This is a genomic window from Actinomadura sp. 3N508, assembly GCF_044326375.1.
Classification (GTDB): Bacteria; Actinomycetota; Actinomycetes; order Streptosporangiales; family Streptosporangiaceae; genus Spirillospora.
In genome coordinates, this window is the sequence record NZ_JBIRAX010000012.1 from 47,107 (window position 1) to 60,844 (window position 13,738).

Sequence of the window (13,738 nt, forward strand, 5' to 3'; positions counted from 1 at the left end):
TCAGGCAGATCCTCGCGCGGTTCCGATGGGGGCGGTGGCTACGGACTCACAGGTTACGACCTCGGGAACCGCGCGTTCACTGGGGGCGACGGGCTCGCCGGACGTGCCGGGCTCCCCGGACACGACGGGCTCACCGGACACGACGGGCTCGCGGGGGGCGACGCGGGCGCGCAGGCCGACGGCGACGCCCGCCGCGACCAGCGCGGCGCCCGCCAGGTCGGCCGGGCCGGGCCGGTCGATGCCGAGCGCCACCGTCGTGATCACCGCGCTGACCGGGATCAGGCCCGCGAACAGGCCGGCGCGGTCGGCGCCGAGGCGTCCGATGGAGCTGTACCAGAGCAGGAACGCGATCGTGGTGACGAACACCGACAGGTAGGTGAAGCCCGCCAGCTCGCCGGCAGTGGGGGTGCGGAGCACGGCCGTCCCGTCCACGGCGAGGCCGACGGCCAGCAGCATCGGCGCGGCCAGCGCGGCGGAGTAGGCCGAGACGCGCAGCGCGCCGAGCCGGGGCAGCAGCGGGATGGCCAGCAGCGAGAAGCACACCTCTCCGGCGAGCGCGCCGAGCGACAGCAGCAGCCCGCGGGGGCTGCCGCTGCCGAGCCCGTTGGCGAGCGCGGCCCCGGCGGCGACCACGCACGCCGACAGCACGAGCGCCGGGGCGGGGCGGCGCCCCTCCAGCAGCGGGCCGATCAGCGCCAGGATGATCGGCACCGTCGCGATCACCGTGCCGATCGTGGCCGGGCTCGTGTCCCGGGTGGCCGCGACGATGCAGACGTTGAACGCGACGAGGCCCGTCCCGGCCAGCGCCGCCAGCAGCAGCCAGTCCCGGAGCGAGGGGCGCCGCGCCGGGCCGCCGGCGAACCGGACCACGATCAGCAGGACCAGCGCGGCGACCGCGTACCGCACCGCCTGGCCGCCGAACACCGGATAGCCGGCGATCGTCGCGGACACGGCGGTCAGCGTCCCGACGAGGAACATCGCCGACCCGGCCCCGGCCATGCCGCGCCTGTGAGAAGTGTTCATGGAGGGAACGCTAGAATCCCGCTTGGTCCATGCGACAGGGCCAATCAATGTGTAGTGATGTGGACCATTGGGTGGTCGGTGACGCTCCCACTCCCTCTTGACGCTGAGAGTCATGTGACCGACCTTCATCTCCCGCTCGACCGGTCCGCAGGCCGGCTCGCCGCCCAGATCGCCGCAGGTTTCCGCTCGGCCGTGCGCACCGGCCGGCTCACCGCCGGGACACGGCTGCCCTCCAGCCGCGACCTGGCGCGCGACCTGGACGTCTCGCGCGGTGTGGTCGTCGCCGCCTACGAGCAGCTGACGGCCGAGGGGTTCCTGATCGCGCGGCGCGGCGACGGGACCCGGATCGCGCCGCTGGCCCGGCCGGACGAGGCGCCCCCTGCGGCGGTGCAGAACGGCGTGCCGGCGCCGTCCCGGGAGCCCAGGCCGGAACCCGCGCCGCCGCCCGCGCCCGCCTACGACCTGTGGCCGGGCAAGCCGGACCTGTCGGCGTTCCCGCGCGAGCGCTGGATCTCCGCCGCCCGCGCCGCGCTGCGCACGCTGCCGCACGACGCGCTCACCTACCCCGACCCGGGCGGCGTCCCCGCGCTGCGCGCCGAGCTGGCCGGCTACCTCGGCCGGGTCCGCGCCGCGCACGCCGACCCCGGCCGCGTCGTGATCATGAACGGGGTGGCGCAGGGGCTGTCGGCGCTGCTGCGGCTGCTGCGCGCGAGCGGGCACACGCTGCTCGCCGTCGAGGACCCGACCAGCGACCGGCAGCTCCCGATGCTGGACGCGTCCGGCCTGCGGGTGATCCGCGTCCCCGTCGACGCCGAAGGGCTGGACGTCGCCGCGCTCGCCCGCACCGGGGCGCGGGCCGTCCTGGTCACCCCGGCGCACCAGTACCCGACCGGCGTCGTGCTGTCCCCGTCCCGGCGCGCCGAACTGATCGCCTGGGCCCGCGACGTCGACGGGCTGATCCTGGAGGACGACTACGACGCCGAGTTCCGCTACGACCGCGAGCCCGTCGGCTGCCTCCAGGGGATCGACCCGGAGCGCGTCGTGCTGCTCGGCTCGGTCAGCAAGTCCCTCGCGCCCGCGCTCCGGCTCGGCTGGGCCGTCGCGTCCCCGGCCGTCGCCAAGCGGCTGCGGAGCCACCGGGAGACCACCGACCTCGGCGCGCCCGTCCTGGAGCAGTACGCCCTCGCCGAGCTGATCAGGGGCGGCGGCTACGACCGGCACCTGCGCACGATGCGGCGGCGGTACCGGGCCCGGCGGGACGCGCTGGCCGGGGCGCTGAACTCCCGGATGCCCGGCGCCGTGGTTCGCGGCGTCTCAGCGGGCATCCACCTCTACGTGGAACTGCCCCGGGGATGCGACGAGGACGCGGTCGTGGCGCGCGCCGCGCTGTCCGGGGTGTCCGTCGCGGGCGCCCGTCCCATGTGGTCGGCCGGACGCGCGGGGCACGCGAAGCCCGCCCTCGTGCTCGGGTACGCGGGCCTCTCCGAGCCGCGCCTGGTCAAGGCCGCGCAACTGCTGGGCCAAGCGGTTACGGACGGTACCGAGGGGTAGAACAAGGATCCCCGAGGTAGGAGTTGTCAATGAGTCTTGAAGAGGCCGCGCGGCAGCTGAAGATGGCGGGTCACGACGCGCAGGTGGCCTTCGACTGTGTCGGCCTGGGCGACCTCGAAAGGGCACAGGAGCACGCCGTGACCCTCCGGGCCGCGGCCGACGCCGCCGAAGTGGCCCTGAGCCGCGCCTTGCAGGACATGACCCCGGAGGAGGCCCAGGCCGAAGGCGAGAAGGCCATCCGCCTGATGGAGGACGCCCGGCCGGCCGCCGGCGCCTGATCGTTCGTCGTTCCGAGCCCCCGTGCGCGCGTCCCCGCGCAGGCGGGGGCTCGAACGGTCCGGGACGCCTCAGGCGACGGGCCGTTCCATGGCGGGGGAGTCCGGCCGGTCGCCCTTGACCGGGATCGGGGCGAAGCCCTTGGCGGTGGCGAACACGACCAGGATGAGGGCCGTGGGGACGATGAACGCCAGGCGCAGGCCATGGTCCGCGCTGAGCGGGGCGATGGCGCCGACGACGGCCGCTCCCAGGACGAACCCGACGTAGTTGAAGATGTTCACGCGGGCGACGGCCACGCCGAGGCCGGTCGGGTCGACCCGACCGGCGGCCGAGAAGGACACCGGGGCGATCACGGCCAGGCCGAGCCCGGCGACCGCGAACGCCGCGATCGCGGCGGCCGCGTTCGGGGCCGCGACCACGCCGATCATGCCCGCGAGCCCGACCGCGCCGCCGATCCGCACGACCCGCACCGGGCCGGAGCGGCGGACGGCGAGGTCCGCGACGGCACGGCTGATCACCATGGTGACCTGGTACGCGACGTACCCGAGCGGCGCGATCCAGTCGCTGCCGGACAGCTCGTCGTCCAGGTACTTCGCGCCGTAGCTGGAGATCGCCGAGTCGGCGAGGTAGGCGACGGCCATCGCGGCGCCGACGATCAGGATCGGCCGCCACGGGACGCTGCGTCCGGCGGCCTTGAGCTCCTCGGCGGTCGGCCCGCGGGCCTCCTCCGCGCGGGCGTAGAGCCGGTGCCCGGTGGCGAGGGACACCGCGATCCCGACGGCGGCGGCCACCGCGAAGCCGGTGAACAGCGACAGGTCGATCTTGTTGGTGAGGGACGCCCACAGCCCGCCGAGGATCCCGGCGACGCTCCACACCGCGTAGAAGCCGGTGATCAGGCTGACGCCGTAGCGGCGCTCGACCGCGATGGCCTGCGCGTTCATCGAGGCGTCCACCGCGCCGACGAACAGCCCGAACGCCGCGACCGCCACATAGAGCGCGAGGTCGTTGTCGCCGGTGAGGCCGATCAGGGCGATCGTGACGGCGACCGCGGGCTGGGAGACCCGCAGCACCGGCCCGCTGCCGAACCGCTGGAACAGGGCACCGGACGCGACGCTCCCCACCCCGGCGATCAGCGGCACCATCAGCAGCACCAGCGACAGCGTGCCGTCGCTGAGATGGTGGGCCTTCTGCATCTGCGGGACCTGCGTCACGAGCGACGCGAAGCACAGCCCCTGGACGGCGAACGCCGCGTACGCGGAGAGCCGGGCCCGGCTGTCCCGGAGGGTGATGCCCTGACGCACGCGGCCCCACCTCTCAGCGGCACGCAATGTGAAGAAGATTCGCGTCAGCGTATGGACCGGGGCGGCACCAGGTCAATCGTCAGCCGAGCGGAGCTCGTCCGTTGAATGGTGGTGGGTGGGGGCTGGCGGACGGTGAGCCGAGCGGAGCTCGTCCGTTGAATGGTGGTGGGTGGGGGCTGGAGGACGGTCAGTCGATGAGGCGCTTGCGCATACCCCGGACGGCGATGAGCCACATCAGCGCCGCGAACACCATCAGCGCCGCCAGATGCCCCAGATCGGCCAGCGGGTCCAGGCCGAACACCGCGTCCCGGACCAGCTCAACGCAGTGATAGAGCGGGTTCAGGTACGAGACGTTCTGCGCCCAGCCCGGCAGCGAGTCGATCGGGAAGAACGTTCCCGCGATCAGGAACAGCGGCGTCACCACACCGGTGATCACGTAGTCGAAGGAGTTGATCGACGGGACCACCGAGGACGTCCACATCCCGAACAGGCCGAACCCGAGCGCGGTGAAGAACGTCACGAACGGCACCAGCAGCATCCCGAACGCGGGGTCGAGGCCGAAGAACATCCCCACGACGATCGGCGTGCACGAGTACACCGACGACTTCGCCGCGATCCACAGTGCCTCGGCCGTCACCAGCTCGTGGACGTCCACCGGCGCGGCCAGCATCCCGTCGTAGGTGTGCTGGAACACGCGCCTGATGTAGCCGTTGAACATCCCCGGGAACACCGAGGTGAACAGCGCGGCCGTGCCGACGACGCCCGTCGCGACGAAGTCCAGGTACCGGTAGTTCCCGATCACCGCGACCATCGAGCCGAACCCGTAGCCGAACGCGAGCAGGAAGAACGTCGGCTCCACCATCGAGGCGAACGACTGCGACTTCCAGTACCGCTTGTAGAGGGCCAGCTCGTGCCGCCAGATCCCCCGCACCGGCGCGAACTCGAACCGCCGCAACCGCGGCGCCCGCTCAGCGCGTGCCGTCATTCCACACGCTCCCCGGTCAGAATCACGAACACGTCCTCAAGGCTGGCGGCGCGGCGGACGCCGTCCGGGCCCAGGTCGTCCTCCAGGGACGGCGGGATGGTCTCGGCCTTCAGCACCGACACCGACGGGCCGGTGCGGCGGGTGGGCAGCCCGGCCGACTTGGCCAGCTTCTCCACCTCCGTCAGCCGGCCGGGCGGCCCGTAGTGCTCCACGACCCGCTCGCCCGCGTACTCGGCCACCAGCGCCGCCGGGGAGCCGCGGGCGATGACGCGGCCGTGCGACATCAGCGCGCACTCGTCCGCCAGCCGCTCGGCCTCCTCGATGTAGTGCGTCGACATCAGGACGGTCGTGCCCCCGGCGCGCAGCCCGTCGATCAGCCCCCACAGCTCGGCGCGCACCTGCGGGTCGAGGCCGACGGTCGGCTCGTCCAGCAGGACGAGCGCGGGCCGGTGCACCAGCCCGCGGGCGATCAGCAGCCGCCGCCGCATGCCGCCGGACAGGTCGTCCACCTTGGTGAACTGCCGCTCGGTCAGGTGCGCGATCGCCAGCGCGTCGTCCACCGCCTGCCTGCGGGCCCGGCGCGGCACCCGGTACAGGTGCGCGAACACCTCCAGGTTCTCGCGGGCCGTCAGCTCCTCGTCGAGGTTGTCCTGCTGCGGGACGACGCCCATCGCCGCCCGCGCCTGCTTGGACTCCTGCGGGACGCGGAAGCCCAGCACGCGGATGCTGCCCTCGGTCGGGATCGCCTGCGCGGTCAGCATCTTCATCGTGGTCGACTTGCCGGCGCCGTTCGGGCCGAGCAGTCCCATGCAGATGCCGCTGGGGACCTCCAGGTCGAGACCGTTCACGGCGGTGAAGTCGCCGAAGCGCTTCACCACGCCCCTCAGGCTGATCGCCGCCGCGGCGGGGCTCTCCTGGGCAGCCGAGAGCTGCGCACGTTGCACGGTCATGCCCCTCACCCTAGGGAAAAAATCGGACATAACCCCACGGGTTTTCCATGGGGTCCGCGCGGCGGCCTGCGGCTAACCTCGTGGTGTGGACGTCCCCCACCGAGATGGTCAGCCCCGCCCCGCCGCCGAGCGGCCGCGCCCTGCCGCCGCGAAGGCCACGCGCATCCGCGACCTGCGCGCGTCGGACGCCGACCGCGACCGCGTCGCCGCCGTCCTCGGCGAGGCCTACGCGGACGGCCGGCTCACCGCGGACGAGCACGCCGACCGTACCGCCCGCGCCTACGCCGCCCGCACGCTGGGTGAACTCACCGGCCTCACCGGCGACCTCAGCCCGCAGGAGGCGCAGCCGATCCTGGTGGACGACCGTCCCGTCACGGTCTTCTTCGGCCGCACCCGCCGGGACGGGCGCTGGGTCGTCCCCGTGAAGCTTCCGCTGCTCGCCCTGTTCGGGACGGTCGAGCTCGACCTGCGCGAGGCCGTCCTGCAGCGCCGCCACATCGTGGTCGACTCGATGGTCCTCGGCGGCCGGATCCGGCTGCTCGTCCCCGACGGCGTCCGCGTGGACGTCACCGGGCGCACCATCCTCAGCACCCGCGACCTGCGGGCCCGGCCCGTCGCCGACGGCCCCACCATCGAGGTCGGCGGGACGATGATCTTCGGCTCGGTGCGCGTCCGGGCGCCGAAGCGCACGCTGCGCGCACGCGTCCGCGACCGCTTCACCCGCGGCGGCTAGCCGCCCTACACGGCGGTGTCGAAGTTGATGGCGCTGTAGGCGCGGAGCTTGCTGAGCTGGTGCTCGCTGTCGATCGTCCGGATCGTCCCGCTGCGGGAGCGCATCACCAGCGAATGCGTCACGGCCGTGCCCTTGCTGTAGCGGACGCCGTCGACCAGCTCCCCGTCGGTGATCCCGGTCGCGGCGAAGAACACGTCGTCCGAGGTCACCAGGTCGTCGGTCGTGAGCACCTTGCCCGGCTCGTGCCCGGCGTCGGCGGCCCGCCGCCGCTCCTCGTCGTCCTGCGGCCACAGCCGTCCCTGGATCACGCCTCCCAGCGCCTTGATCGCGCACGCCGCGATGATGCCCTCCGGGGTGCCGCCGATGCCGAGCAGCACGTCGACGCCCGTCCCGGGACGGCACGCCATGATCGCCCCGGCGACGTCGCCGTCCAGGATGAACTTGATCCGCGCCCCGGCCTCGCGGACCTCCTTGACGATGCCCTCGTGCCGCGGCCGGTCCAGGATGCAGACGGTCACGTCCTGCGGCGAGGAGCCCTTCGCGCGGGCGACCGCGCGGATGTTGTCGGCGATCGGACGCTCGATGTCGACGGCGTCCGCCGCCTCCGGGCCCGTCACCAGCTTCTCCATGTAGAACACCGCGGACGGGTCGAACATCGACCCGCGCGGCGCGACCGAAAGCACCGCGATGGCGTTGTTCATGCCGAGCGCGGTCAGCCGCGTCCCGTCCACCGGGTCGACCGCGACGTCGCACTCGGCGCCGGAGCCGTCGCCGACCTCCTCGCCGTTGAACAGCATCGGCGCGTTGTCCTTCTCGCCCTCGCCGATCACCACGACGCCCTGCATGGACACGGTGTTGATCAGCTGGCGCATGGCGTTCACGGCGGCCCCGTCCGCGCCGTTCTTGTCGCCGCGGCCGACCCAGCGCGCCGCGGCCAGGGCGGCGGCCTCGGTCACCCGGACCAGTTCCATCGCCAGGTTGCGGTCCGGGGCCTCGGGCTCGGTCGTGAGCGGCGAGGAAACGGCGGTCTCTTCGGACATGGCGGCCCAGCCCTTCGGTCGGCGGCGACCCGGCGGTCGTGTTTTCCCGGATTCTCCGTGGACGGGACGTCCGGCCACAAATTGGACCAGACCAGCCGGGGTCACGGAGCGTACCGGCGCGGGCGACGCGCCCGGCGCGGTACGCCCGGCGCGGCACCGTGGTGCGTCCGGCGCGGCGCCGGATTCGGCGGTCGCGCCGGCAAGGGATCGTTTCCCCTTGGGAGAGGGCGTAATCTCTGGCGACATGAGCAGCAGCCACATCGACGTCCCGTCCGGCGAGGTCACCCCGAACGGGGAGACGGGGACCGCCGGCGCCCCCGCGCGCACGTCCGACCGCGGAGCCGCGACCCGCGGCGCCCTGCTGGCCGCTGCGCGGGACGTCTTCTGCGAGTCGGGCTTCGCCCAGGCCGCGGTGACCGACATCGTCGCCAAGGCGGGCGCGAGCGTCGGCAGCCTGTACCACCACTTCAGCGGCAAGGCCGACCTGTACCTGACGCTGTTCGAGGAGTTCCAGGTCGGGCAGCAGGAGCGCACCCGCAAGGCGATCAACGCCGTACGGGACGCGGGCGAGACCGACCCGATGCGGCAGTTCATCGCCGGCGCGGGCGCCTACCTCGACGGCTGCCTGGCCGAGCGCGACGTGTCCCGGCTGTTCATCTCCGGCGACGGCCCGCCCGGCTTCGACCGCGTCATGCGGCAGCGGCTCGGCAAGTGGGCGCGCCGCAGCGCCGCGCTGTTCCACACCGCCGACGGGGGCGTGGACGAGGCCCTGGTCGTCGTGCTGACCGGCGCGATGGCGGGCGCGGTCTCGGAGATCTCCCTCATGGACGACGAGGACGCCGCCCGCAGGCTCGCCGACGAGATCATGGCCATCGTCGGCACCATCACCAACCCCGGTACGGGGCAGCGCTGACCGTGCGGGATCCTGTAGGGGTGACCGAAGAGACCGAAGAGGAAGTCTCCGAAAGCGCCGCGGAGAAGGGTTCCGGCGGGCGGCCCGTGGTCGAGGTGAGCCCGGCCGTGCACAAGCGGCTGAACACGGGGCTCGGCGGCTTCACGATGGCGATGGCCGCGTGCCTGCTGGTCGTCCTGGTGATCTACGCCATCACGCCGCGCAGCAACGAGGAGATGCTGCCGACCGTCGACTACGGCTCGCAGCTGTGGGTGATGCGCAACGACGCGCCGTTCACCTCGTACGCGCCCGAAGGTCTCCCGGCGGGGTGGCGCCCGACCAGCTCGCGGCTGAGCGGGCTGGAGTCCGGCGGCGAGAAGCCCGTCGCCTGGCACCTCGGTTTCGTGACCCCCAGCGACGAGTACGCGGCGCTGGAGCAGAGCAACGAGAAGGCGTCCGAGTACGTCCCGCGGATGACCAACAGCAGCACGATGGTGGGGACGCAGCAGGTCAACGGCGTCGCCTGGACGAAGTACCACCGCAAGGACAAGAAGGCGAACTCCCTCGCCCGCACCCTCCCGGACGGCGTGAGCCTCGTCGTGACCGGCACCGCGTCCTACGAGGAGCTCGCGTTCCTGGCCGCGTCGCTCAAACCGCAGAGCAAGGGGAACGCGGGCCTCACCCCGTCGGCGACCCCCAAGCCGGGGGCCTGACCACGCCGGTCAGAACGCCGGTCAGAACGGCGCGGCGGCCTCGCCGTTCTCGGGCCTGTCGAGCGCGGCCGCCAGCCGGGCCCGCGCGCCTTCGAGCCACTCCTCGCAGATCGCCGCGAGCCTCTCGCCCCGCTCCCACAGGGCGAGCGACTCCTCCAGCGTGAGCCCGCCGGCCTCCAGCCGCTTGACGGTGTCCGCGAGCTCGTCGCGCGCCTGCTCGTACGACGGCTTCTCGGCCGTCCCCTTCTCGTCCGCCACCTGCCCCACCCTAGGACTCCTCACGCTCGGAGACGGTCACGCCGAGACGGCCGCGGGCCAGCCGGACGGTCAGCCGCTCGCCGTCCTTGACCGCCGGCGACTCCCGCACCACCGCGCCGTCCTCCCGCTGGACGATCGCGTACCCGCGCTCCAGCGTCGCGGCGGGGGACAGGGCCAGCAGCCGGGCGCGGGTGTGCGACAGCTCGTCCCCGGCCCGGTCCAGCGCGCTCGACAGGCACCGCCGCGACCGGTCGCGCAACGCCATGACCTGCTCGGACTGCCGTTCGATCTCCCGTACCGGATCGGCCAGCGCGGGCCGCGACCTGATCGAGCGCAGCCAGGCCAGCTCCCGCTCCACGGCGCCCGTCAGGCAGCGCCGCCCGCGGTCGCGGAGCTGCCGGACGAGCTGGAGCTGCTCGCGCACGTCCGGGACGGCCTTCTTCGCCGCGTCCGTCGGGGTCGAGGCGCGCACGTCCGCGACCAGGTCGAGGAGCGGCGCGTCCTGCTCGTGCCCGATCGCGCTGACCACCGGGGTGCGGGCCGCGGACACCGCGCGGACGAGGGCCTCGTCCGAGAACGGCAGCAGGTCCTCCATCGCGCCGCCGCCACGCGCGATGATGATCACATCGATCTCGGGATCGGCGTCGAGCGCGCGCAGCGCCTCCATGACCTCGCCGACCGCGTACGAGCCCTGCACGGCGGTGTTCTCGACGCGGAACGCCACCGCGGGCCACCGCCGCCGCGCGTTCTGCAGGACGTCGTGCTCGGCGTCGGACTCGCGCCCGCAGATCAGCCCGATCTTGGCGGGCAGGAACGGCAGCGGGCGCTTGCGCTCCGGCCGGAACAGCCCCTCGGCGGCCAGCACCCGCTTGAGCCGCTCCAGCCGGGCGAGCAGCTCGCCGACCCCGACCGGCCGGACCTCCAGGACGCTGAGCGAGAACGTCCCGCGGTTGATCCAGAAGTCGGGCTTGGCGTGGACGACGACGCGCGCCCCGTCCGCCACCGCCGGGCCCGCGGCCTCGAACACCGCGCGCGGCCCGACCACCCGCACCGACATGTTCGCCACGGGGTCGCGGAGCGTCATGTAGACCGTCCCGCCGCGGGCGTTGAGGTCGGTGATCTGGCCCTCGACCCAGATCCGGCCGAGCCTGCCGATCCAGCCGCTCACCGCCTGCAGGACCGTCCGCACCGGGACGGGGGATTCCGCCGAGGTCTCCATCGCCATGCCGGAAGCCTATGGTGCGCGCCGCCCACCCCGGGCGGACGGAAGGCCCTCGGACGGCGTTTCGTCCGAGGGCCTTCCGTAGGGCTCAGCTGGTGCCGTTGAGCTTGGCTATGCGGCGCTCGTACATGCCGATGACGTCCTCGCGGGCGGCGTGCTCGCGCTCGTACTCGCGCAGCAGCTTCACCTGGTCGACGGACAGGCCGCGCAAGCGCGCGCGGAGCTGCGGCAGGCTGGCGTTGTCGTAGTCGGGGACCGGCAGATCCTCCGCGCTACTCGCGGCCTTGGCGGGCTTGGCGGGCTTGGCGGCCTTGGCGGGCTGCGCAGGCTTCGTGGGCTTGGCGGGTTCGACGGGCTTGGCGGCCTTGGGGCTCGGCGCGGGCTTCGCCTGCGGTGCGGGCTCGGGCTTCGGCTCGCTCGGCTCGGGCTTCGGCGCGGGCTCGGCGACCGGCCCCGCCTTCTCCTTCTTCGCCTCCGCCGCCTTGTGATGCCTGCCCAGCGCGCCCGGCCTCGCGGGCTTGGGCGGCGCACCCGGACGGGCGTGCTTCGGCGTGTGCCGCGTCCCGGCACCCGGCTTGCCGATCGAGATCTCCTCGCCCGCCCTGCCGTTGGCGCCGTTCCCGGCAGCGGACGTTCCCGTCGCTGACCTGGGGCGGGCCGGCGGTTCGGCCACCCGGGCGCGGCGGACGGGCTCGTCCGCCCGTTCCGCGCGCTCCTCGTCGCGGCCCGGCTCCTCGCCGCGGACGCGCTCCACCACGCGCCCGACGACCTTGACCGTCGTGGTCTGGACGTCGTCGCGCAGCCGCCCGAGCACCGGCTTCACGCCGCCGCCCTCGGTGATCTCCTTGTAGTCCCGGCTCACCCGGTCGCCGAGGAGCAGCGCCCGGCCGACGCCGAACATGGCCAGCCGGACCGCGTGCAGCGGAAGGTCGCGGACCTGTTCGCCCACCGTGTCCTGCACCTGCTCCTTGAGGCGGCGTGGCGATCTCGTCATCGTCTTTCCTCTTCCTGCCGACGTGAACACCGGATCGGGTCGGACGGCACTGGCTTGTCGAATGTCACTCTGCCCCATGGGTGCGATCGTGGTCACCCCGGGTTAATGGATTTCTGTCCAAGAGCGGCGTGCGGTGGGTCACATGGCGGGCTTCACCAGGGCTTCGACCCCGTCCCACCGGGCGTGCGCCCGCCCGGCGGACCCCGTCCGCCGCTGTGCTGGCCCCGTACCGTCCCTCGTACGATAGACGCATGACCGCGAACACGAAGCGCCGTGTCCTGCTCGCCAAGCCGCGTGGTTACTGCGCGGGCGTCGACCGCGCCGTGCAGGCGGTCGAGATCGCTCTGGAGAAGTACGGGGCGCCGATCTACGTCCGGAAGCAGATCGTCCACAACGTCCACGTCGTCAAGACGCTGGAGGAGAAGGGCGCGATCTTCGTGGAAGAGACCGAGGAGGTCCCCGAGGGCTCCATCGTGGTCTTCTCCGCGCACGGCGTCGCGCCCGTCGTGCACGAGGAGGCCAAGGGCCTGAGCCTGCGCACCATCGACGCGACGTGCCCGCTGGTCACCAAGGTCCACAAGGAGGCCGTGCGGTTCGCCGAGCAGGACTACGACATCCTGCTGATCGGGCACGAGGGCCACGAGGAGGTCATCGGCACCACCGGCGAGGCGCCCGACCACATCCATCTCGTCGACGGCCCGGGCGACGTCGCGAACATCACCGTCCGCGACCCGGAGAAGGTCGCGTGGCTGTCGCAGACCACCCTGTCGGTGGACGAGACGATCGCCACCGTCGAGAAGCTGCGCGAGCGGTTCCCCAAGCTGATGGACCCGCCGTCCGACGACATCTGCTACGCCACGCAGAACCGGCAGGTCGCGGTGAAGGAGATGGCGGCGCAGGCTGAGTTCGTGATCGTGGTCGGCTCGGTGAACTCCTCCAACTCCGTCCGGCTGGTCGAGGTCGCCAAGGAGCACGGTGCCGACGACGCCCGCCTCGTCGACTACGCCGAGCACATCGACCCGGCCTGGCTGGAGGGCGTCGACACGGTCGGCGTCACCAGCGGCGCGTCCGTCCCTGACGAGCTGGTCCAGGACGTCCTGGCCTGGCTGTACGAGCGCGGCTTCGGCGAGGCGGAGGAGGTCGAGTCCGTGCCGGAGAGCATGCGCTTCTCGCTTCCGAAGGAGCTCCGCAAGGACCTCCGCAAGCCCCTCCCCATCACGCCGGTCTGATCTAGTCGGCGTCGCCGTGGCGCAGGCGGCGGCGTTCCCGCGCCGTCGTGGCGGGGGACTCGTCCCACCGCACGGGGTTCTCGTTCTCCTCTTTCTCGAAGAGCCGGACCCCGGCGAGCTTGTCGCGCAGTTCCCTGATGTTCGTTCTGAGCCCGCGCGCCAGGCAGATGACCACGACCAGCACCGTGCCGAAGAACAGCCACGGCGCGGTGGACGCGAGCGCCGTGAGGACGCCGACGGTCACCGCGCGCAGCAGCGCCCCGTCGCCGAGCGCGGTGGCGAGGACGACCGTGAACGTGGCGGCGAAGAACACCAGCGGCGGGCTGACCACCAGCGTGAGCAGGTCGGCCGGGCGCGTGGCGAACGCGGCGAGGGCGCAGCCGGCCGCGAAGCCGCCGCCGGCGAGCAGCGGCACGCCGAACCAGCGCGACAGCAGCCCGCACACCACCCCGGCCGCGAACATGACCACGATGCCACCGCGCCCGGTGAGGCTGATCGGGCCGCCGGAAGAGCGGGCCGAGGACGCCGGGCGCCGCCGCCCGGGAGAGCCGCGCTCATGTCCCACCGGAGC

At 73.0% G+C, this 13,738-nt stretch carries 15 protein-coding genes; 6 read left to right on the forward strand and 9 right to left on the reverse strand.

Going from position 1 to position 13,738, the window contains the following annotated elements; translation table 11 throughout:
* Nucleotides 1-1,023 (reverse strand): DMT family transporter, encoded by a 1,023-nt coding sequence (locus tag ACH34S_RS34000; protein WP_395956980.1) that lies wholly within the window; start codon nt 1,021-1,023, stop codon nt 1-3.
* Nucleotides 1,024-1,137: 114 nt separating this feature from the next.
* On the opposite strand from ACH34S_RS34000, the gene ACH34S_RS34005 reads away from it, so the two are divergent.
* Together ACH34S_RS34005 and ACH34S_RS34010 are read left to right on the forward strand one after the other, a co-directional pair.
* Nucleotides 1,138-2,574 (forward strand): PLP-dependent aminotransferase family protein, encoded by a 1,437-nt coding sequence (locus tag ACH34S_RS34005; protein WP_395956981.1) that lies wholly within the window; start codon nt 1,138-1,140, stop codon nt 2,572-2,574.
* Between the two features lie 29 nt (nt 2,575-2,603).
* Nucleotides 2,604-2,852 carry a hypothetical protein gene (locus ACH34S_RS34010; protein WP_395956982.1) on the forward strand — a complete coding sequence of 83 codons (249 nt, stop codon included), beginning with the start codon at nt 2,604-2,606 and terminating at the stop codon, nt 2,850-2,852.
* Between the two features lie 69 nt (nt 2,853-2,921).
* Here the strand turns inward: ACH34S_RS34010 and ACH34S_RS34015 are convergent, their stop codons facing one another.
* The 3 genes from ACH34S_RS34015 to ACH34S_RS34025 form a co-directional block, all read right to left on the reverse strand.
* Nucleotides 2,922-4,151 carry an MFS transporter gene (locus ACH34S_RS34015; RefSeq protein WP_395956983.1) on the reverse strand — a complete coding sequence of 410 codons (1,230 nt, stop codon included), beginning with the start codon at nt 4,149-4,151 and terminating at the stop codon, nt 2,922-2,924.
* Nucleotides 4,152-4,338: 187 nt separating this feature from the next.
* Nucleotides 4,339-5,136 (reverse strand): ABC transporter permease, encoded by a 798-nt coding sequence (locus ACH34S_RS34020; RefSeq protein WP_395956985.1) that lies wholly within the window; start codon nt 5,134-5,136, stop codon nt 4,339-4,341.
* Nucleotides 5,133-6,086 carry an ABC transporter ATP-binding protein gene (locus tag ACH34S_RS34025; RefSeq protein ID WP_395956986.1) on the reverse strand — a complete coding sequence of 318 codons (954 nt, stop codon included), beginning with the start codon at nt 6,084-6,086 and terminating at the stop codon, nt 5,133-5,135. Before ACH34S_RS34025 ends, ACH34S_RS34020 begins: the two co-directional genes overlap by 4 nt.
* 85 nt (nt 6,087-6,171) lie before the next feature.
* Between ACH34S_RS34025 and ACH34S_RS34030 the strand changes: the two genes are divergently transcribed.
* Nucleotides 6,172-6,819, forward strand: coding sequence for a DUF1707 domain-containing protein (locus tag ACH34S_RS34030; RefSeq protein ID WP_395956987.1), 648 nt, complete (start codon nt 6,172-6,174; stop codon nt 6,817-6,819).
* A 5-nt stretch (nt 6,820-6,824) separates the two neighbouring features.
* Here ACH34S_RS34030 and glpX read toward each other — a convergent pair whose 3' ends face one another.
* Nucleotides 6,825-7,859, reverse strand: a complete 1,035-nt coding sequence (glpX, locus tag ACH34S_RS34035) for a class II fructose-bisphosphatase (RefSeq protein WP_395956988.1) — start codon at nt 7,857-7,859, stop codon at nt 6,825-6,827.
* A gap of 244 nt (nt 7,860-8,103) precedes the next feature.
* Here glpX and ACH34S_RS34040 point away from each other — a divergent pair, with 244 nt between their 5' ends.
* Nucleotides 8,104-8,772, forward strand: a complete 669-nt coding sequence (locus ACH34S_RS34040) for a TetR/AcrR family transcriptional regulator (protein WP_395956989.1) — start codon at nt 8,104-8,106, stop codon at nt 8,770-8,772.
* 20 nt (nt 8,773-8,792) lie between these two features.
* Nucleotides 8,793-9,464 (forward strand): DUF4245 domain-containing protein, encoded by a 672-nt coding sequence (locus tag ACH34S_RS34045; RefSeq protein ID WP_395956990.1) that lies wholly within the window; start codon nt 8,793-8,795, stop codon nt 9,462-9,464.
* Between the two features lie 21 nt (nt 9,465-9,485).
* Here ACH34S_RS34045 and ACH34S_RS34050 read toward each other — a convergent pair whose 3' ends face one another.
* The 3 genes from ACH34S_RS34050 to ACH34S_RS34060 form a co-directional block, all read right to left on the reverse strand.
* Nucleotides 9,486-9,722 (reverse strand): exodeoxyribonuclease VII small subunit, encoded by a 237-nt coding sequence (locus ACH34S_RS34050; protein WP_395956991.1) that lies wholly within the window; start codon nt 9,720-9,722, stop codon nt 9,486-9,488.
* A gap of 10 nt (nt 9,723-9,732) precedes the next feature.
* The gene (xseA, locus tag ACH34S_RS34055; protein ID WP_395956992.1) at nt 9,733-10,947 is read right to left on the reverse strand and encodes an exodeoxyribonuclease VII large subunit; all 1,215 of its coding nucleotides are present in this window, start codon (nt 10,945-10,947) and stop codon (nt 9,733-9,735) included.
* Between the two features lie 85 nt (nt 10,948-11,032).
* Entirely contained in the window at nt 11,033-11,938 is a 906-nt protein-coding gene (locus ACH34S_RS34060; RefSeq protein ID WP_395956993.1) for a hypothetical protein, read from the reverse strand.
* A 251-nt stretch (nt 11,939-12,189) separates the two neighbouring features.
* On the opposite strand from ACH34S_RS34060, the gene ACH34S_RS34065 reads away from it, so the two are divergent.
* On the forward strand, nt 12,190-13,167 hold the full coding sequence (locus ACH34S_RS34065) for a 4-hydroxy-3-methylbut-2-enyl diphosphate reductase (protein ID WP_395956994.1): 978 nt from the start codon (nt 12,190-12,192) through the stop codon (nt 13,165-13,167).
* Nucleotide 13,168: 1 nt separating this feature from the next.
* Here the strand turns inward: ACH34S_RS34065 and ACH34S_RS34070 are convergent, their stop codons facing one another.
* Nucleotides 13,169-13,732, reverse strand: coding sequence for a DUF6542 domain-containing protein (locus ACH34S_RS34070; protein ID WP_395956995.1), 564 nt, complete (start codon nt 13,730-13,732; stop codon nt 13,169-13,171).
* Nucleotides 13,733-13,738: the final 6 nt, after the last annotated feature.

Coding starts and splice junctions, on each gene's coding strand:
- ACH34S_RS34000 (WP_395956980.1), bottom strand. CDS start 1,023: ATGAACACTTCTCACAGGCGCGGCATGGCCGGGGCCGGGTCGGCGATG.
- ACH34S_RS34020 (WP_395956985.1), bottom strand. CDS start 5,136: ATGACGGCACGCGCTGAGCGGGCGCCGCGGTTGCGGCGGTTCGAGTTC.
- ACH34S_RS34040 (WP_395956989.1), top strand. CDS start 8,104: ATGAGCAGCAGCCACATCGACGTCCCGTCCGGCGAGGTCACCCCGAAC.
- ACH34S_RS34060 (WP_395956993.1), bottom strand. CDS start 11,938: ATGACGAGATCGCCACGCCGCCTCAAGGAGCAGGTGCAGGACACGGTG.
- xseA (WP_395956992.1), bottom strand. CDS start 10,947: ATGGCGATGGAGACCTCGGCGGAATCCCCCGTCCCGGTGCGGACGGTC.
- glpX (WP_395956988.1), bottom strand. CDS start 7,859: ATGTCCGAAGAGACCGCCGTTTCCTCGCCGCTCACGACCGAGCCCGAG.
- ACH34S_RS34025 (WP_395956986.1), bottom strand. CDS start 6,086: ATGACCGTGCAACGTGCGCAGCTCTCGGCTGCCCAGGAGAGCCCCGCC.
- ACH34S_RS34065 (WP_395956994.1), top strand. CDS start 12,190: ATGACCGCGAACACGAAGCGCCGTGTCCTGCTCGCCAAGCCGCGTGGT.
- ACH34S_RS34010 (WP_395956982.1), top strand. CDS start 2,604: ATGAGTCTTGAAGAGGCCGCGCGGCAGCTGAAGATGGCGGGTCACGAC.